The organism is Pseudomonas putida (assembly GCF_022627325.1).
Taxonomy (GTDB): domain Bacteria; phylum Pseudomonadota; class Gammaproteobacteria; order Pseudomonadales; family Pseudomonadaceae; genus Aquipseudomonas; species Aquipseudomonas putida_X.
Window position 1 is genome coordinate 51,614 of record NZ_JAETZZ010000009.1, and the last position, 14,456, is coordinate 66,069.

The window sequence follows — 14,456 nt, forward strand, 5'->3', positions numbered from 1 at the left end:
GCGCAAGTTCCTCGAAAACAAGGGTTTTTTGCTCACGCGCAGACCCGCAGCACTTCCTCTTGGCAGGTCAGCCCACGGGCCACTTTGGCTTCCCCGCAGCGTTTCAGGTCCAGCAACCCTTCGCTCAACGCCTGTAGCCGCAAGCTGGCAAGGTCCGCCCCAGCGCCTATCCGGGCGCGTAGGTTTTCGCTCGGCACCAGCAGCTCGAACAAGCCCGTTCGGCCATGAAAGCCGGTGCCCCGACACATCAGGCAAGGCTGGCCGCTGGCCGATGCTGCGCGGCGCTGGCACTCACGGCAAATCAAGCGCACCAAGCGCTGCGCCATCACCCCACCGAGGGAGGCCTTGATCAGGTAATCGGGCACGCCAAGCTCCAGCAGGCGGGTAATGGCAGCACAGCTGTCGTCGGTGTGCAGCGTCGAGAGCACCAGGTGCCCGGTAAGGGCAGCTTGCACGGCTACCAGCGCCGTCTCGCGATCACGGATCTCGCCGATCATGATGATGTCCGGGTCCTGGCGTAGCAGCGCGCGTACGCCGTTGGCGAAGCTGAGGTCCAGTGTCGGCTGCACCTGCAGTTGATTGAATGCCGGCTCCAGACGTTCGATCGGGTCCTCGATGGTGCACAGGTTGACCTCCGGCGTGGCCAACTGCTTCAGGCTCGCGTAAAGCGTGCTGGTCTTGCCTGAGCCGGTAGGGCCGGTGACCAGCAGGATGCCTTGACGGCGCTGCAGCAGGGCCAGCCACTGGTGCAGTTGTTCACCTTCCAGCCCCAGGCGGTCGAAGTCTTCCTGTAGCTGTTGTGGGTCGAACAACCGCAGCACCAGCTTTTCGCCAAAGGGGGTGGGCAGCGTAGACAGGCGTAGCTCCACTTCGCGGCCACCTGGCAGGCTGCACTTCACGCGGCCATCCTGCGGGCGGCGTTTCTCCGCGACATCCATGCGGCCCAAGTGCTTCAGGCGGCTGACGACCGCCAGAGTGACGCCGGCCGGGAAGGCGTAGACCGTATGCAGGAGGCCGTCTATGCGATAGCGCAAGCGGCCCTGCTCGCGGCGCGGCTCAAGATGGATGTCGCTGGCGCGCTGTTCGACAGCGTACTGCAGCAGCCAGTCGACGATGTGCACGATATGCGCGTCATCTGCCGTGGCGTTGCCCAGGCGCTTGTCCTGCTCGAGCAATTGCTCGAGCTCACCGAGGCTTGCCGACTGCTGATGCTGGGCGCCTTGCACCGAGTGGGCGAGGCGAAACAGTGACTGGCCCACCTGGCGCAGTTGCAGGGGGCTGGCGAACACGCGGCGGATCGGCTTGCCCAGGCTGCGGGCCAGATCGGTTTGCCAGTCACACTGGTAAGGCTGCGCGCTGGCCACGGTGATGCCCAGGCTGTCGCTGGCCAGGATGAGTATGCCGTGGCGCTGGGCGAACGCTGGCGATATCAGCCCGTTGACCTTGGACAGGTCGAGTTGCAGTGGGTCGATACGTTCATAGGGCTGGCCGACTTTTCTGGCGAGCCATTGGCACAGGCTGTCCAGGTGCAGGCGCTGGCCGGGGTGCCGGCGGTCTTGGAGTTCCAGCGCCGCTACGGCTTCGAGCGGATGGCAAGGTGGCCGTGCGTTGGCGTATTCGAGTACTTGCCAGGCGTCGCTGGCGCTCAGGAGCTGGTCGGCTTGCAACGTGTCCAGTACGCGTTTGAGGTCGAGGGATTGATCGTCAGGGTTGTGCATGGCGGCGTCCGTGCCAGGTTATGAGGTCCTGATCAAGGCTAGCCGGGTGGGCGGGTTCGAGCGTGGGTGAAAGGTTTCGGGATCTTGCCGGGCTGGTCGTAGTACTGTCGTGCGCAGAGTGGTGTCGGCTGGTACTCCCATCACCTTGGAGCTGCGCGCCGTCGTCTACCCTATACGGGGCGCTGCCGGGGGCTTTCAGATGGGCTGTGCAACCATTCGTTCTTTTTTTCGAACAGCCTATTGTCCTATACCCCAGCAGCCGCTTAGCATTCGTTTGAGATTTCAAACGCTCGATGCCCTGCCTTGGGCGCTTTTCAACAATCAACAATTCGGGAAGCCGACATGCAGCTCAAAGACGCTCAGTTGTTCCGCCAGCAAGCCTTCATCAACGGTGAATGGCTGGATGCGGACAGCGGCCAGACCATCAATGTGACCAACCCGGCCACTGGTGAAGTCATCGGTACCGTGCCGAAGATGGGCTCTGCGGAAACCCGCCGCGCCATCGAAGCTGCCGACAAGGCCCTGCCGGCCTGGCGTGCTCTGACCGCCAAAGAGCGCTCGAACAAGCTGCGCCGCTGGTTCGAACTGATGATCGAGAACCAGGACGACCTGGCTCGCCTGATGACCACCGAACAAGGCAAGCCACTGGCCGAAGCCAAAGGCGAAATCGCTTATGCAGCCTCGTTCATCGAGTGGTTCGCCGAAGAAGCCAAGCGCGTTTACGGTGATACCATCCCAGGCCACCAGCCTGACAAGCGCCTGATCGTCATCAAGCAGCCGATCGGTGTTACCGCGGCCATCACCCCGTGGAACTTCCCGGCGGCGATGATCACCCGTAAAGCCGGCCCGGCCCTGGCCGCTGGCTGCACCATGGTGCTCAAGCCTGCTTCGCAAACCCCGTACTCTGCCCTGGCCCTGGTCGAGCTGGCTACCCGTGCCGGCATTCCGGCTGGTGTGCTGAGCGTGGTGACCGGCAGCGCTGGCGAAGTCGGCGGCGAGCTGACCGGCAACTCCCTGGTGCGCAAACTGTCCTTCACCGGCTCGACCGAAATCGGTCGCCAGCTGATGGAAGAATGTGCCAAGGACATCAAGAAGGTTTCCCTGGAGCTGGGTGGCAACGCCCCGTTCATCGTGTTCGACGATGCCGACCTGGACAAGGCGGTAGAGGGCGCGATCATCTCCAAATACCGCAACAACGGCCAGACCTGCGTTTGCGCCAACCGTATCTACGTGCAGGACGGCGTCTACGATGCCTTCGCCGAGAAGCTCAAGGCCGCTGTGGCCAAGCTGAAGATCGGTAACGGCCTGGACGACGGCACCACCACTGGCCCGCTGATCGATGGCAAGGCTGTCGCCAAGGTTCAGGAGCACATCGAGGACGCCGTCTCCAAAGGCGCCAAGGTGCTGTCCGGTGGCAAGCTGATCGAAGGCAACTTCTTCGAGCCGACCATTCTGGTCGACGTGCCGAAGACCGCTGCCGTCGCCAAGGAAGAGACCTTCGGCCCGCTGGCGCCGCTGTTCCGCTTCAAGGACGAGGCCGAAGTCATCGCCATGTCCAACGACACCGAGTTCGGCCTGGCCTCGTACTTCTATGCCCGTGACATGAGCCGTGTGTTCCGTGTTGCCGAGGCGCTGGAATACGGCATGGTGGGTATCAACACCGGCCTGATCTCCAACGAAGTCGCGCCGTTTGGCGGTATCAAGGCTTCGGGCCTGGGCCGTGAAGGTTCCAAGTACGGTATCGAGGACTACCTCGAAATCAAGTACCTGTGCATCAGCGTCTGATGCGCTGAAGGCTTTACCTCTGCCAGCGGGGCGCGAGAGCGACGTCTCGCTGGCTTTTTTGACATCGCAGCACCTGGTGGCCAGGGCGTTCACGGCAGTCGATCAACGAATACTGTTCGCGAGCACTCCCAGCCACCCCCGAATAAAAGCGCCGCTGATCGGCGCAAATGAGGGCATTATGAGCAAGACCAACGAATCCTTGATGCAACGTCGTGTAGCCGCCGTCCCGCGTGGCGTAGGCCAAATCCACCCGATCTTCGTCGAAAGCGCGAAGAACTCGACCGTGATCGACGTTGAAGGCCGCGAACTGATCGACTTCGCCGGCGGCATCGCAGTCCTGAACACCGGCCATCTGCACCCTAAAGTGGTCGCCGCTGTTCAAGAGCAGCTGACCAAAGTCAGCCACACCTGCTTCCAGGTACTGGCTTACGAGCCTTACGTAGAGCTGTGCGAGAAGATCAACAAGCTGGTCCCAGGGGACTTCGACAAGAAGACCCTGCTGGTTTCCACCGGCTCCGAAGCCGTTGAGAACGCCGTGAAAATCGCCCGTGCCGCCACTGGCCGTGCTGGCGTGATCGCCTTCACCGGCGGCTACCACGGCCGCACCATGATGACCTTGGGCCTGACCGGCAAGGTTGTACCGTACTCCGCTGGCATGGGCCTGATGCCGGGCGGCATCTTCCGCGCCCTGTTCCCGAGCGAACTGCACGGGGTCAGCGTTGACGACGCTATCGCTTCGGTCGAGCGCATCTTCAAGAACGACGCCGAGCCGCGCGACATCGCCGCGATCATCCTCGAGCCGGTACAGGGCGAAGGCGGCTTCCTGCCAGCGCCTAAAGAGCTGATGAAGCGCCTGCGCGCCCTGTGCGACCAGCACGGTATTCTGCTGATCGCCGACGAAGTACAGACTGGCGCCGGCCGTACCGGCACCTTCTTCGCCATGGAACAGATGGGTGTAGCGCCGGACCTGACCACCTTCGCCAAATCCATCGCTGGCGGCTTCCCGCTGGCCGGTGTTTGCGGCAAGGCCGAGATCATGGACGCCATCGCTCCGGGCGGCCTGGGCGGCACTTACGCCGGTTCGCCGATCGCCTGCGCCGCGGCGCTGGCCGTCATCCAGGTGTTCGAGGAAGAGAAGCTGCTGGACCGCAGCAAGGCAGTAGGTGAGCACCTGACCACCGGCCTGCGCAAGATCCAGGAAAAGCACCCGATCATTGGCGATGTCCGTGGTCTGGGTTCGATGATCGCTGTGGAAGTCTTCGAAAAAGGCACCCACACCCCGAACGCCGCCGCCGTTGCTCAAGTGGTTGCCAAAGCGCGCGACAAGGGCCTGATCCTGCTGTCCTGCGGCACCTACGGCAACGTCCTGCGTATCCTGGTTCCGCTGACCGCCGAAGATGAGCTGCTCGACAAGGGCCTGGCCATCATCGAAGAGTGCTTCGCTGAACTGGCCTGATGTGACAGGCTTCATAAAAAAACCCGCCTAGGCGGGTTTTTTTTGTGCCTAACAAAGGGCTGTGGCGCTATGGTTGTCACAGGACTTGCCTTGGAAGCTGCAACGGATTGCGTGTCAGGGATATTCAGGAGTTGGCCATGAGCGCTGCAGACCCCACCCCACCTTGCGTACTGATTGCCGAAGGCGACCCTTGGGTGCGCGACATGCTGCGTGAGATGTTGCTCAGCGTGCGCTGTGATGCCCGGCTGCAGGTATGCGCCGATGGCTCCCAGGCGCTCACGGCATTGGCCAGCAAGCCTGACCTGATCATCGCCGCCCGTGAGCTTGCAGGTGTCGATGGCCTGGACCTGTTGCGCAAGGTGCGCGCCAAGGGGCCGGGGTTGCCGTTCATTCTCATGAGCAACCGCAGTGACAGCGCCAGCGTGCGTGAGGCGCTGCCGCTACACCCCACGGCTTACCTGAGCAAGCCACTGAACATGGACAACCTGCGCAAGCGTCTGGAAGAGCTGCTGCTTGAAGTGGGTGAGCAGATTGCCTGCCCGGTGCCGCCGTTGCAGCCTGGGGCAAGCCTGCCAGCCTTCCTTGAGCAGCGCCGCGCCACCGCCGATGGCGGGCCGCTGTTCGCTGATGTGCAGGTGGCGATCAAGCGCGCGCTGAACCCTCAGGGGCTGGACCTCAAGGTGCTCGAAGAGGAGGTGCGCAACGACCCGCAGGTGACTGCCGTACTGATCGCTGCCGCCAACAGTGCTGCCCTGCACCGCGATGCACCGGTGCAGACCTTGCTACAAGCCCTGAACAAGCTTGGCAGCACGCAGAGCATGAACCTGATACTGGGCCTGGCCCTCAAGCGCAGCGCCCGCCTGACCGAGCCACTGCTGGCGCAGCAGGCGGCGCATTTCTGGAACTTGTCGCTGCATACCGCCGAATACGCGCGTTCGCTGGCGCGCATGCTCGAACTTGACGAAGAGCTGTGTTACTGCGCGGGGCTGTTGCACTGCCTGGGTGACCTTGCGGTGCTGCGCTGCCTGCAGGAATGGCGGCTGGCCGGTGGTGAACTGCACGATGGCCTGGTGCAGGCGTCACTGAGCGACTTCGGTGCAGCGTTCGGCTCGGCACTGCGAACCCGCTGGCGCTTGCCGCTGGGCCTGCGCGAGCTGATCGCGGCAATCTATCAGTTGGGTGGTGGGGTTTATTCCCGGGAGATCCTGGCCATGAACCTGGCCGGGCAACTGGCGCGACTGCCGGCGAGCCAAGGGTTGGAGAGGGTTGCCGAGAGCAAGACCGCGCGCTTGCTCAAGGTTGGGCTGGCGCAGTTGAGCCGGTTGCGCAAGGTGGAGAATCCAGAGGTAAAACCGCAGGAGCAAGAGCCGCCTGTGGCTGAGGAGGGGGTACGTAACTGAGTTGTTGGGGCCGCTGTGCGCACCCAATGGTTCAGCCCCGCACGATCTGGTTCTTGCCCTGCCGCTTGGCCCGGTACATCGCCGCATCAGCCCGGGCGAAGAGGCTGTCCAGTGAATCATCCTCATCCGTGAGCCCGGTCAGCCCCTGGCTTACCGTCACGCCATACACCTGCTCGCCATGGCTGAAGCTCAGCCGCTGAATCTCGCGCTGCAGGCGCTCGGCGATCTGCTCGGCGACCTGCGCATTGCAGCCGGGGAACACCGCAGCAAACTCCTCGCCACCAATGCGCCCGAACAGGTCGCCGCGGCGCAGCACCGCCTTGCCGCTGTCGGCGATGCGTTGCAGCACCTGATCGCCTTCCTGATGGCCATAGCTGTCGTTGATCTGCTTGAAATCGTCGATATCCAGCAGCAGGAATGCCAGGGGTGTGCCGTCTTCGCGCGCGTTGTCGAAGGCTTGGCCTGCACATTCGAAAAAGTGCCGGCGGTTGCTGCTTTGGGTCAGCACGTCGGTGGTAGCCAGGCGATGCAGTTCGCCTTCAAGCTGCTTCTTTTCGGTGATGTCCTCGGCAATGCCGACGATGATCACCCGCTCGCCTTCATGCTGCTGGTTGATGTAGCACTTGTCACTCAGCCAGCGCACTTGGCCGTTTGCATTGAGGATGCGGTATTCGCGGTCTTCAACCGCGCCTTTGATCAGCACCTGGGCCAGGCTGCGCTCGGCGTACTCCAGGTCATCGGGGTAGATGCTATCGCGCCACTCGTTGAAGTCGGCCAACACCAGGCTGGTAGGCCGGCCGAAAATGCGTTCGTAGGCGGGGCTGACGTAGAGCACCTGGCGTGTTTCCCAGTCGAACGCCCAGAGCACCGCATTGACGCTGTCGAGCAACGAACTGTAGAGCTGTTCACGTTCGCTCAGGCGAGCCACTTCGCCTTGGGCATGCAGCAAGGCCAGCAGTGTTTGGGCTGCCTCGGGAGCTGAATTGCCGGGCAGCGTTGGATAGATGTTCTTGGCCATGTGCACGGAGTGGCTCTCGACGGGTAAGCGTGCGGCCACAGACCGGCCCGCCACGCGGGCGATGTGCCGGGTTTGAGTGGTTTTTCAGAGGGGAAGTTCCAGCGGGCACGCCCCGTTGCAGGGCGTGCCGATCAACGGTGGTCAGGCGCCGTGCGGGCGCAGGGAGTAGGTTTTCAATTGCGCTGCAAAGTCGTGCAGTGCATGAATGCCACTGGCCTCCGCCTCGTGTACCCAGTCTTTCATGGCGGCGAGCATGTCGTGGCCGTTGGCGCTGGTACGGGCCCAGATCTGCTGCAAGGCCAAACGCTTTTCATAGATGGTCTTGAGTGCCTGGCTCTGCGCCAGCAGGGACTCGATGCGCACATGGTGACGCTCTTCGAGCAGGCTGGGTTCCCGCGACAGCAGGCGTTTGGCCCGGCGGAAGCGATGGCGTACCGAGGCGTCGACCTTGGCCAGTTCCTGCTTGACCAGCGGACCGATCACCAGCTTGCGGTATTGGGCCATGATCTGGAAGCGGTTGTTGAGGATGGCCATGGTGGTGTCCATGTCCAGGTTGGCCTTGCCCTCGACGCGGTGGGCGATGGGGGCCACGCGTTGGACTTTGGCCAGGCGCAGCAGGCACAACAGGCGTATCCAGGCCCAGCCCATGTCGAACTCCCAGCGCTTGACCGACAGCTTGGCCGAGTTGGGGTAGGTGTGGTGATTGTTGTGCAGTTCTTCGCCACCGATGACGATGCCCCATGGCACCAGGTTGGTCGCCGCGTCACGGCACTCGAAGTTGCGGTAGCCCACCGCATGGCCCAAGCCGTTGACCACACCCGCTGCCCAGAACGGAATCCACATCATCTGCACCGCCCAGATGGTGATGCCGATGGTGCCGAACAGCAGCAGGTCGAGCACTGCCAGCAGGGCGATACCGCCATGTTTGTAGCGTGAGTAGAGGTTGCGCTCGATCCAGTCATCCGGGCAATTTTTGCCATAGATACGCAGGGTTTCGGGGTTGAGCGCTTCTTCCCGGTAGAGTTCGGCGCCCTTGCGCAGCACTGTGCCCAGGCCTTTGTGTACCGGGCTGTGCGGGTCGTCCGGGGTTTCGCACTTGGCGTGGTGCTTGCGGTGAACGGCTGTCCACTCGCGGGTGTTCTGCGCCGTGGTCAGCCACAGCCAGAAGCGGAAGAAGTGCTTGAGCGCGCCATTGAGCTCCAGGGCGCGGTGGGCCGAGTAGCGGTGCAGGTAGAGGGTGACACTGATGATGGTCACGTGAGTCATCAGCAGGGTAACGCCAACCAGTTGCCAGGCCGACAAGTCGAGCAGACCGTAATACCACATAGGTGTGAAAGCCCTCGAAGAAACAGGGAAAGGCCTGATTATCCCTTGGTAGGGAAATAAAACCAGTCACCCTTTCAGATAGGACGTCACTGCATGTTTCTGGCTCTATAATGCCCCATCATTTTTCATGGACTTTTGTTGCCGACATGTCTGTTTCCGTTCGCGACGCCTTGCGCATGGCCGCGCTGTATCTGGTGCTCTCGATCCTCTGGCTGGTGCTGTCAGAGGTGGTTTTGCGCAGTATGTCTGAAGATCCCCTGGCCTTGGCCGTAGGGCGGCAGATCAATGTTGTCCTTTGGGTGCTGGCCAGCGCGGCGCTGATTTTCTTCACCCGGGCCCGTCTGCTCAATTTCATCGGCGTCGGCGCACGTCTTCGCAGCGAGGACCGCGCCCGTCTGCGCATGGCCGCAGCCGTGTTCGACTGCACCCTGGAGGGCGTGCTGGTCACCGACCGCCAAGGGCTGATCGTGCACGTCAACCGCGCGTTCATGCGGATCACCGGCTACCAGCAGGATGAAGTGCTCGGCCAGCGCCCGAGCAAGTTCAAGTCGGGCCGGCACGGCGTGCCGTTCTATCAGCAGATTTATGCCACCCTGGCAGAGAAGGGCGAGTGGAGCGGGGAGATATGGAACCGGCGCAAGAGTGGTGAAATCTACCCGCAATGGCAGACGATCCGTGCCATTCACGACGATGGCGGCGAGCTGACCCATTATGTCGCGGTATTCAGCGACATCAGCGCAATCAAGCATACCGAGCAGGAATTGGCCTACCTGGCCCACCACGACCCCCTTACCGGCTTGCCCAACCGTTTGCTGTTCAACGACCGGGCCGAGCAGGCACTGGCTTCGGCACAGGCCAACAAGCGTGGATGTGCGTTGTTGCTGCTCGATCTGGACCACTTCCAGAGCATCAACGATGGGCTAGGCCACACCATCGGTGATCAGCTGCTCAAGCTGGTAGGCGAGCGTCTGGCCGAGGTGGTTGGCAACGGTGTGACCTTGGCGCGCCTGGGCGGTGACGAGTTCGGTGTGCTGGCGGAGAACTGCCAGCAGGTCGGCCAGGCCGGCAAACTGGCACAGGCCCTCATCGAACGCATGCGTGAACCGTTCGAGTTCGATAGGCATCGGCTGTTCATCAGCGTCAGCGTTGGTATCAGCCTGTTCCCCAGCGATGCGTTGAGCGCCGAACAGCTGCTGCGCAACGCCGACTCGGCGCTGTACAAGGCCAAGCACAATGGCCGCGCCTGTTACGCGCTGTACACCGAAGAGCTGACGGCGCACGCCCAGCACCGGGTGGAAACGGCAGGCGAACTGCGCCGCGCACTGGCCCAAGACGAGCTGCGGGTGTTCTACCAGCCGGTGTTCGACCTGTTCACGTCGAAGATGGTGGGGGTGGAGGCGCTGGTGCGTTGGCAGCACCCGCAACGTGGCTTGGTGCCGCCAAGCGAGTTCATTCCTATCGCCGAGCGTACTGGGCTGATTGCCGACATCGACGCCTGGGTGATGCGCGAGGCGTGCCGGCAGATGGTCAGTTGGCAGGCTGACGGTCGCCTGCTCGAGTTCGTCGCAGTCAATATTTCCAGCCGGCTGTTCGGCCAGCGTGAGCTTTACCGGCAAGTGGCCGGTGTGTTGCACGAGACCGGCCTGGATCCGTCGCTACTGGAGGTCGAGGTGACCGAGAGTGCAGTCATGGAAGACCCTGAAGTCGCGCTGGAGCAGCTGCACCGGTTGCGTGAACTGGGCTTGAACCTGGCAATCGACGACTTTGGCACCGGCTATTCGTCGTTACTGCGGCTCAAGCGCCTGCCGGTGCAGAAGCTGAAGATCGACCAGGGCTTCGTCGCCGGCTTGCCGATGGATGACGATGACGTCGCCATCGTGCGGGTGATCATCGCCCTGGCGCGGAGCATGGGCATGCAGGTGCACGCTGAAGGCATCGAGCAGGCGGAGCAAGCCAGGTTCCTGCTCGAGCAGCAGTGCCAGCTGGGGCAGGGCTACTGGTTCGGGCGGCCCGTGCCGGCTGAGGGTTTGCGCTGGCACTGAGCCGGGCCGGCACGGTGACGCCACCAGGGCTGCTGCGCAGCCATCGCCGGCAAGCCGGCTCCCACCGCGACCGCGCAGTTCTTCAGGCCTGCGCTTTACCTGTGGAGGCAACGGTCTTGCTCAACTTCTAAAAAGCCGGCGCAATCCATGTGGGGGCCGGCTTGCCGGCGATGGGGCCAGTGAACCGAATGCAGATCACTCGGAAGCCGCAGTCCCGAGAAACTTGCGCAAGAACTGTCGAGTCCGCTCTTGCTTGGGGTCGGCAAACAGGGCCTTGGCCTCGCCCTGCTCGACGATCACCCCCTTGTCGAAGAAGATCACCCGGTTAGCCACATCACGCGCAAAGCTCATCTCGTGGGTGACGATGATCATGGTGCGCTTTTCTTCGGCCAGGCCGCGGATGGTCGCCAGCACTTCGCCGACCAGCTCAGGGTCCAGCGCCGAGGTGGGTTCATCGAACAGGATCACCTCAGGTTCCATGGCCAGCGCCCGGGCGATTGCAACGCGCTGTTGCTGCCCGCCGGAAAGGCGTTTGGGGTAGGCGTCTTCCTTGCCCGCCAGCCCGACCTTGGCCAGCAGCGTGCGGCCCAGCTCCATGGCTTGCGCGCGGGGTGTCTTCTTGACGATCACCGGGCCTTCCATCACGTTCTCCAGCGCGGTGCGATGAGGGAACAGGTTGAAGCTCTGGAACACGAAGCCGGCCTGCTGGCGCAAGCGGCGAATGGCACTTTGCTGGTTGCCAAGCGGACGGTTGGCATCGATGCTGATGGCACCGATCTGGATGCGCCCGGCGTCAGGCGTTTCCAGCAGGTTCAGGCACCGCAGGAAGGTAGTCTTGCCCGAGCCGCTGGGGCCGATGATGGCCACCACTTCGCCCGGTTGCACGGTCAGATCGATGCCGTTGAGCACGGTCTGGCCTTTGAACTGCTTGGTCAGGCCTTCTACTACGATCATCTTCAGTGCTCCTGATCGTGCTGGTTGACCCGCGCTTCCATGCGGTTCTGGAAGTGCGCGAGGATGCTGCAGAGGATCCAGTACACCACCGCAACGGCCAGGTACATGGTGAAAACTTCGAAGGTCCGCGCAGTAATCAGCTGCGCCTGGCGGAACAGTTCGGGCACCTGGATGGTCGCCGCCAGGGCGGTGTCCTTGACCAGGGAGATGAAGCTGTTACCCAGCGGCGGCAATGCCGTGCGCAGGGCTTGCGGCAGGATCGCCCGGCGCATGGCCTGGGTGCGGGTCATGCCGATGCTGGCGGCTGCTTCCCACTGGCCACGGTCGATCGAGGAAATCGCCGCACGCAGGATTTCGCAGATGTACGCTGCCATGTTCAGCGACAGGCCAATCAGCGAGGCCGGGATGGGGTCGAGTTCGATGCCGATCTGCGGCATGCCGAAATAGATCACGAACAGCTGCACCAGCAGCGGCGTGCCCCGGAAGAACGACACATAAATGCGTGCCAGCCAGTCCAGCGGCAGGATCTTCGACAGGCGCATCAGTGCCAGGGCAAAACCCAACACCAGGCCGAAGAACATGCCGCCGACACTCAGCAGCACTGTGTAACCCGCGCCCTTGAGCAGGAAGGGCGCGGAGTCGACAACGAGTTGCAGGCTTTCAGCGATCATTGGGTGACATCGGCACCGAAGTATTTCTCGGACAGCTTGGCCAGGGTGCCGTCGGCCTTGAGCTTGTCGATGGCCTTGTTGATGGCTGCCAGCAGCTCAGGCTCACCCTTGCGCAGGGCCACGCCGCTTTCCAGGCGCGAGAAGGCGTCGCCGGCAAGCTCGGTATCCTTGGCTTTTTGCGCGTATTCCAGGGCGGCCAGGCGGTCGATCAGGATGGCGTCGATACGGCCGTTGCGCAGGTCGGCGAACTTGCTCGGGTCATCTTCGTAGGTGCGCACTTCAGCGTTCGGAACGTCCTGCTTCACCCACTGTTCGTAATTGGTGCCCAGGCCCACGCCGACTTTCTTGCCGGCCAGGTCCTGCGCGGTCTTGATGTTCAACTGCTCGGCTTTTTTCTTCAGGATCAGCGCCTGGATGCCGGAGACGGTGTAAGGCTCGGAGAAGTCGTACTTCTTCTTGCGCTCCTCGGAGATGGTCACTTGGTTGATCACCACGTCCAGGCGTTTGGATTCCAGCGCTGCAAGGATGCCATCCCATTTGGTCGGCTGAATCTTGGCCTTGACGCCCAGTTCCTTGGCCAGCAGTTCCGAAAGCTCGACCTCGAAGCCGGCAAGCTTGCCGTTTTCATCCTGGAAACTGAATGGCGGGTAGGTGCCTTCGAGGCCGACGTTGATCACGCCCTTTTCCTGGATGGTTTTCAGTTGCTCGCCGGCGAATGCCTGGCTGAACAGACCGGTGCCCAGCAGGATGGCCAGGCTGGCATTGAGAAGCGGTTTGGCGAATTTCGACATGTCAGGCCCCGCGCTTGTTGTGGAAGTGGTGGGTGGCGACTATAGGGTTGGCTTCATAGGCCGGGAAATAATAAAAACTTATTTTGTTATTTCCTTTTTTATCTCTGCCAGGGTTCGGCTGCTTTGAGGGTAGGCGACGATGCCGGGTACGTCGTCGCAGCTTATGCCGACTTAGTGCAGGATGGAATAAAGCGTTGTTTTTTCCAAGGGGCTGATTTGCCGTAAAGTGGATTGCAAACTATCAGCTTGGCCCTGCCAGGAGATCACCGTGAGCGAACACCCTTCATCCGCGCATTGGCAGTTGCACAGTATCGTCAGTGGCTTGCGCAGCGCCCGTGAGCAGTGGCGCAGCCGCAATGGCCGCAGTATTGGCGAGCAGGGCGGGCGCGAATTGCCGTCGCGCGAGGCGATGCGGCACATCCTTGAGCAACTGTGCGGCGCACTGTTCCCGATGCGCCTGGGGCCGGTAGACCTGCGCGAGGAGAGTGAGGACTTTTACGTTGGCCACACCCTGGATGCCGCGCTGACTGCGTTGCTGGCCCAGGCACGCCTGGAGCTGCGTTATGCCGCACGCCAGAGCAAGGCTGACCTGACGGCCGTCGATGCCCAGGCGCTGCGCTTGATACAGGATTTTGCCGCGGCGTTGCCGGCCTTGCGTGTGCTGCTCGATACCGATGTGCTGGCGGCGTACCACGGTGACCCAGCAGCGCGTAGTGTCGACGAAGTCTTGCTGTGCTACCCGGGTATCCTGGCAATCATCCACCACCGCCTGGCCCACCACCTGTACAAGGCTGGCTTGCCGCTGCTGGCACGCATCAGCTCGGAACTGGCGCACTCGGCCACCGGCATCGACATCCATCCAGGTGCGCAGATTGGGCAGAGCTTCTTCATCGACCACGGCACCGGTGTAGTGATCGGTGAGACTGCGATCATCGGCGAGCGGGTGCGTATCTATCAGGCCGTGACCTTGGGGGCCAAGCGCTTCCCGAGCGACGAGTCGGGCTCGCTGCACAAAGGCCTGGCGCGGCACCCGATCGTCGAAGACGATGTGGTGATCTACGCAGGCGCGACCATTTTGGGGCGCATCACCATCGGCAAGGGTTCGACCATTGGCGGCAACGTGTGGCTGACCCGCAGCGTGCCGGCGCAGAGCAACATTACCCAGGCCAATCTACAGCTCGATTGCCAGGACAAGAACTGACCTGAATTCAGCCGTGTTCGTACCGGCCCTATCGCCGACAAGCCGGCTCTCACGGGTTCACCGGCACACCTGAGTACAGTGGCTTGGCTGTGTA

General features: G+C 62.4%; 11 protein-coding genes. 5 read left to right on the forward strand and 6 right to left on the reverse strand.

The features are described 5' to 3' along the window. Window positions 1–32 precede the first annotated feature (32 nt). The gene (locus JNA92_RS15375) at window positions 33–1,718 is read right to left on the reverse strand and encodes a GspE/PulE family protein (protein WP_241805494.1); all 1,686 of its coding nucleotides are present in this window, start codon (window positions 1,716–1,718) and stop codon (window positions 33–35) included. A gap of 342 nt (window positions 1,719–2,060) precedes the next feature. Here JNA92_RS15375 and gabD point away from each other — a divergent pair, with 342 nt between their 5' ends. The 3 genes from gabD to JNA92_RS15390 all read left to right on the forward strand — a co-directional run bounded on the left by gabD (window position 2,061) and on the right by JNA92_RS15390 (window position 6,359). Then, window positions 2,061–3,503: an NADP-dependent succinate-semialdehyde dehydrogenase gene (gene gabD / locus JNA92_RS15380; protein WP_241805495.1), complete on the forward strand. Its 1,443-nt coding sequence runs from the start codon at window positions 2,061–2,063 to the stop codon at window positions 3,501–3,503. 178 nt (window positions 3,504–3,681) lie between these two features. Then, window positions 3,682–4,959 carry a 4-aminobutyrate--2-oxoglutarate transaminase gene (gene gabT, locus JNA92_RS15385; protein ID WP_039601890.1) on the forward strand — a complete coding sequence of 426 codons (1,278 nt, stop codon included), beginning with the start codon at window positions 3,682–3,684 and terminating at the stop codon, window positions 4,957–4,959. 137 nt (window positions 4,960–5,096) lie between these two features. Next, window positions 5,097–6,359, forward strand: a complete 1,263-nt coding sequence (locus JNA92_RS15390) for a response regulator (protein WP_241805496.1) — start codon at window positions 5,097–5,099, stop codon at window positions 6,357–6,359. A 31-nt stretch (window positions 6,360–6,390) separates the two neighbouring features. On the opposite strand, the gene JNA92_RS15395 is transcribed toward JNA92_RS15390, so the two are convergent. Both JNA92_RS15395 and desA read right to left on the reverse strand, forming a co-directional pair. Further along, entirely contained in the window at window positions 6,391–7,377 is a 987-nt protein-coding gene (locus tag JNA92_RS15395; protein ID WP_241805701.1) for a GGDEF domain-containing protein, read from the reverse strand. Window positions 7,378–7,518: 141 nt separating this feature from the next. Next, on the reverse strand, window positions 7,519–8,703 hold the full coding sequence (gene desA, locus JNA92_RS15400; RefSeq protein ID WP_241805497.1) for a delta-9 fatty acid desaturase DesA: 1,185 nt from the start codon (window positions 8,701–8,703) through the stop codon (window positions 7,519–7,521). A 146-nt stretch (window positions 8,704–8,849) separates the two neighbouring features. On the opposite strand from desA, the gene dibA reads away from it, so the two are divergent. Then, the gene (gene dibA, locus JNA92_RS15405) at window positions 8,850–10,745 is read left to right on the forward strand and encodes a phosphodiesterase DibA (protein WP_241805498.1); all 1,896 of its coding nucleotides are present in this window, start codon (window positions 8,850–8,852) and stop codon (window positions 10,743–10,745) included. 195 nt (window positions 10,746–10,940) lie between these two features. Here the strand turns inward: dibA and tcyN are convergent, their stop codons facing one another. From tcyN to tcyJ, 3 genes are read right to left on the reverse strand one after another with little or no spacing between them, the layout of a single operon-like run. Beyond that, window positions 10,941–11,699 (reverse strand): L-cystine ABC transporter ATP-binding protein TcyN, encoded by a 759-nt coding sequence (tcyN, locus tag JNA92_RS15410; RefSeq protein ID WP_241805499.1) that lies wholly within the window; start codon window positions 11,697–11,699, stop codon window positions 10,941–10,943. Between the two features lie 2 nt (window positions 11,700–11,701). Beyond that, window positions 11,702–12,370, reverse strand: coding sequence for a cystine ABC transporter permease (gene tcyL, locus JNA92_RS15415; protein WP_012316742.1), 669 nt, complete (start codon window positions 12,368–12,370; stop codon window positions 11,702–11,704). Next, on the reverse strand, window positions 12,367–13,161 hold the full coding sequence (gene tcyJ, locus JNA92_RS15420) for a cystine ABC transporter substrate-binding protein (RefSeq protein ID WP_241805500.1): 795 nt from the start codon (window positions 13,159–13,161) through the stop codon (window positions 12,367–12,369). The genes tcyL and tcyJ overlap by 4 nt, the downstream gene beginning before the upstream one ends. A 268-nt stretch (window positions 13,162–13,429) precedes the next feature. On the opposite strand from tcyJ, the gene epsC reads away from it, so the two are divergent. Beyond that, a complete protein-coding gene (gene epsC, locus JNA92_RS15425) occupies window positions 13,430–14,362 on the forward strand; it encodes a serine O-acetyltransferase EpsC (protein WP_241805501.1) in 933 nt (310 codons plus the stop codon). The last annotated feature ends 94 nt before the right edge of the window (window positions 14,363–14,456 follow it).

Bases quoted from the DNA above. Each gene is read 5' to 3' on its own strand.
- JNA92_RS15375 (WP_241805494.1), bottom strand. From the start codon at position 1,718: ATGCACAACCCTGACGATCAATCCCTCGACCTCAAACGCGTACTGGAC.
- gabT (WP_039601890.1), top strand. From the start codon at position 3,682: ATGAGCAAGACCAACGAATCCTTGATGCAACGTCGTGTAGCCGCCGTC.
- tcyJ (WP_241805500.1), bottom strand. From the start codon at position 13,161: ATGTCGAAATTCGCCAAACCGCTTCTCAATGCCAGCCTGGCCATCCTG.
- tcyL (WP_012316742.1), bottom strand. From the start codon at position 12,370: ATGATCGCTGAAAGCCTGCAACTCGTTGTCGACTCCGCGCCCTTCCTG.
- JNA92_RS15390 (WP_241805496.1), top strand. From the start codon at position 5,097: ATGAGCGCTGCAGACCCCACCCCACCTTGCGTACTGATTGCCGAAGGC.
- desA (WP_241805497.1), bottom strand. From the start codon at position 8,703: ATGTGGTATTACGGTCTGCTCGACTTGTCGGCCTGGCAACTGGTTGGC.
- JNA92_RS15395 (WP_241805701.1), bottom strand. From the start codon at position 7,377: ATGGCCAAGAACATCTATCCAACGCTGCCCGGCAATTCAGCTCCCGAG.
- dibA (WP_241805498.1), top strand. From the start codon at position 8,850: ATGTCTGTTTCCGTTCGCGACGCCTTGCGCATGGCCGCGCTGTATCTG.
- tcyN (WP_241805499.1), bottom strand. From the start codon at position 11,699: ATGATCGTAGTAGAAGGCCTGACCAAGCAGTTCAAAGGCCAGACCGTG.
- gabD (WP_241805495.1), top strand. From the start codon at position 2,061: ATGCAGCTCAAAGACGCTCAGTTGTTCCGCCAGCAAGCCTTCATCAAC.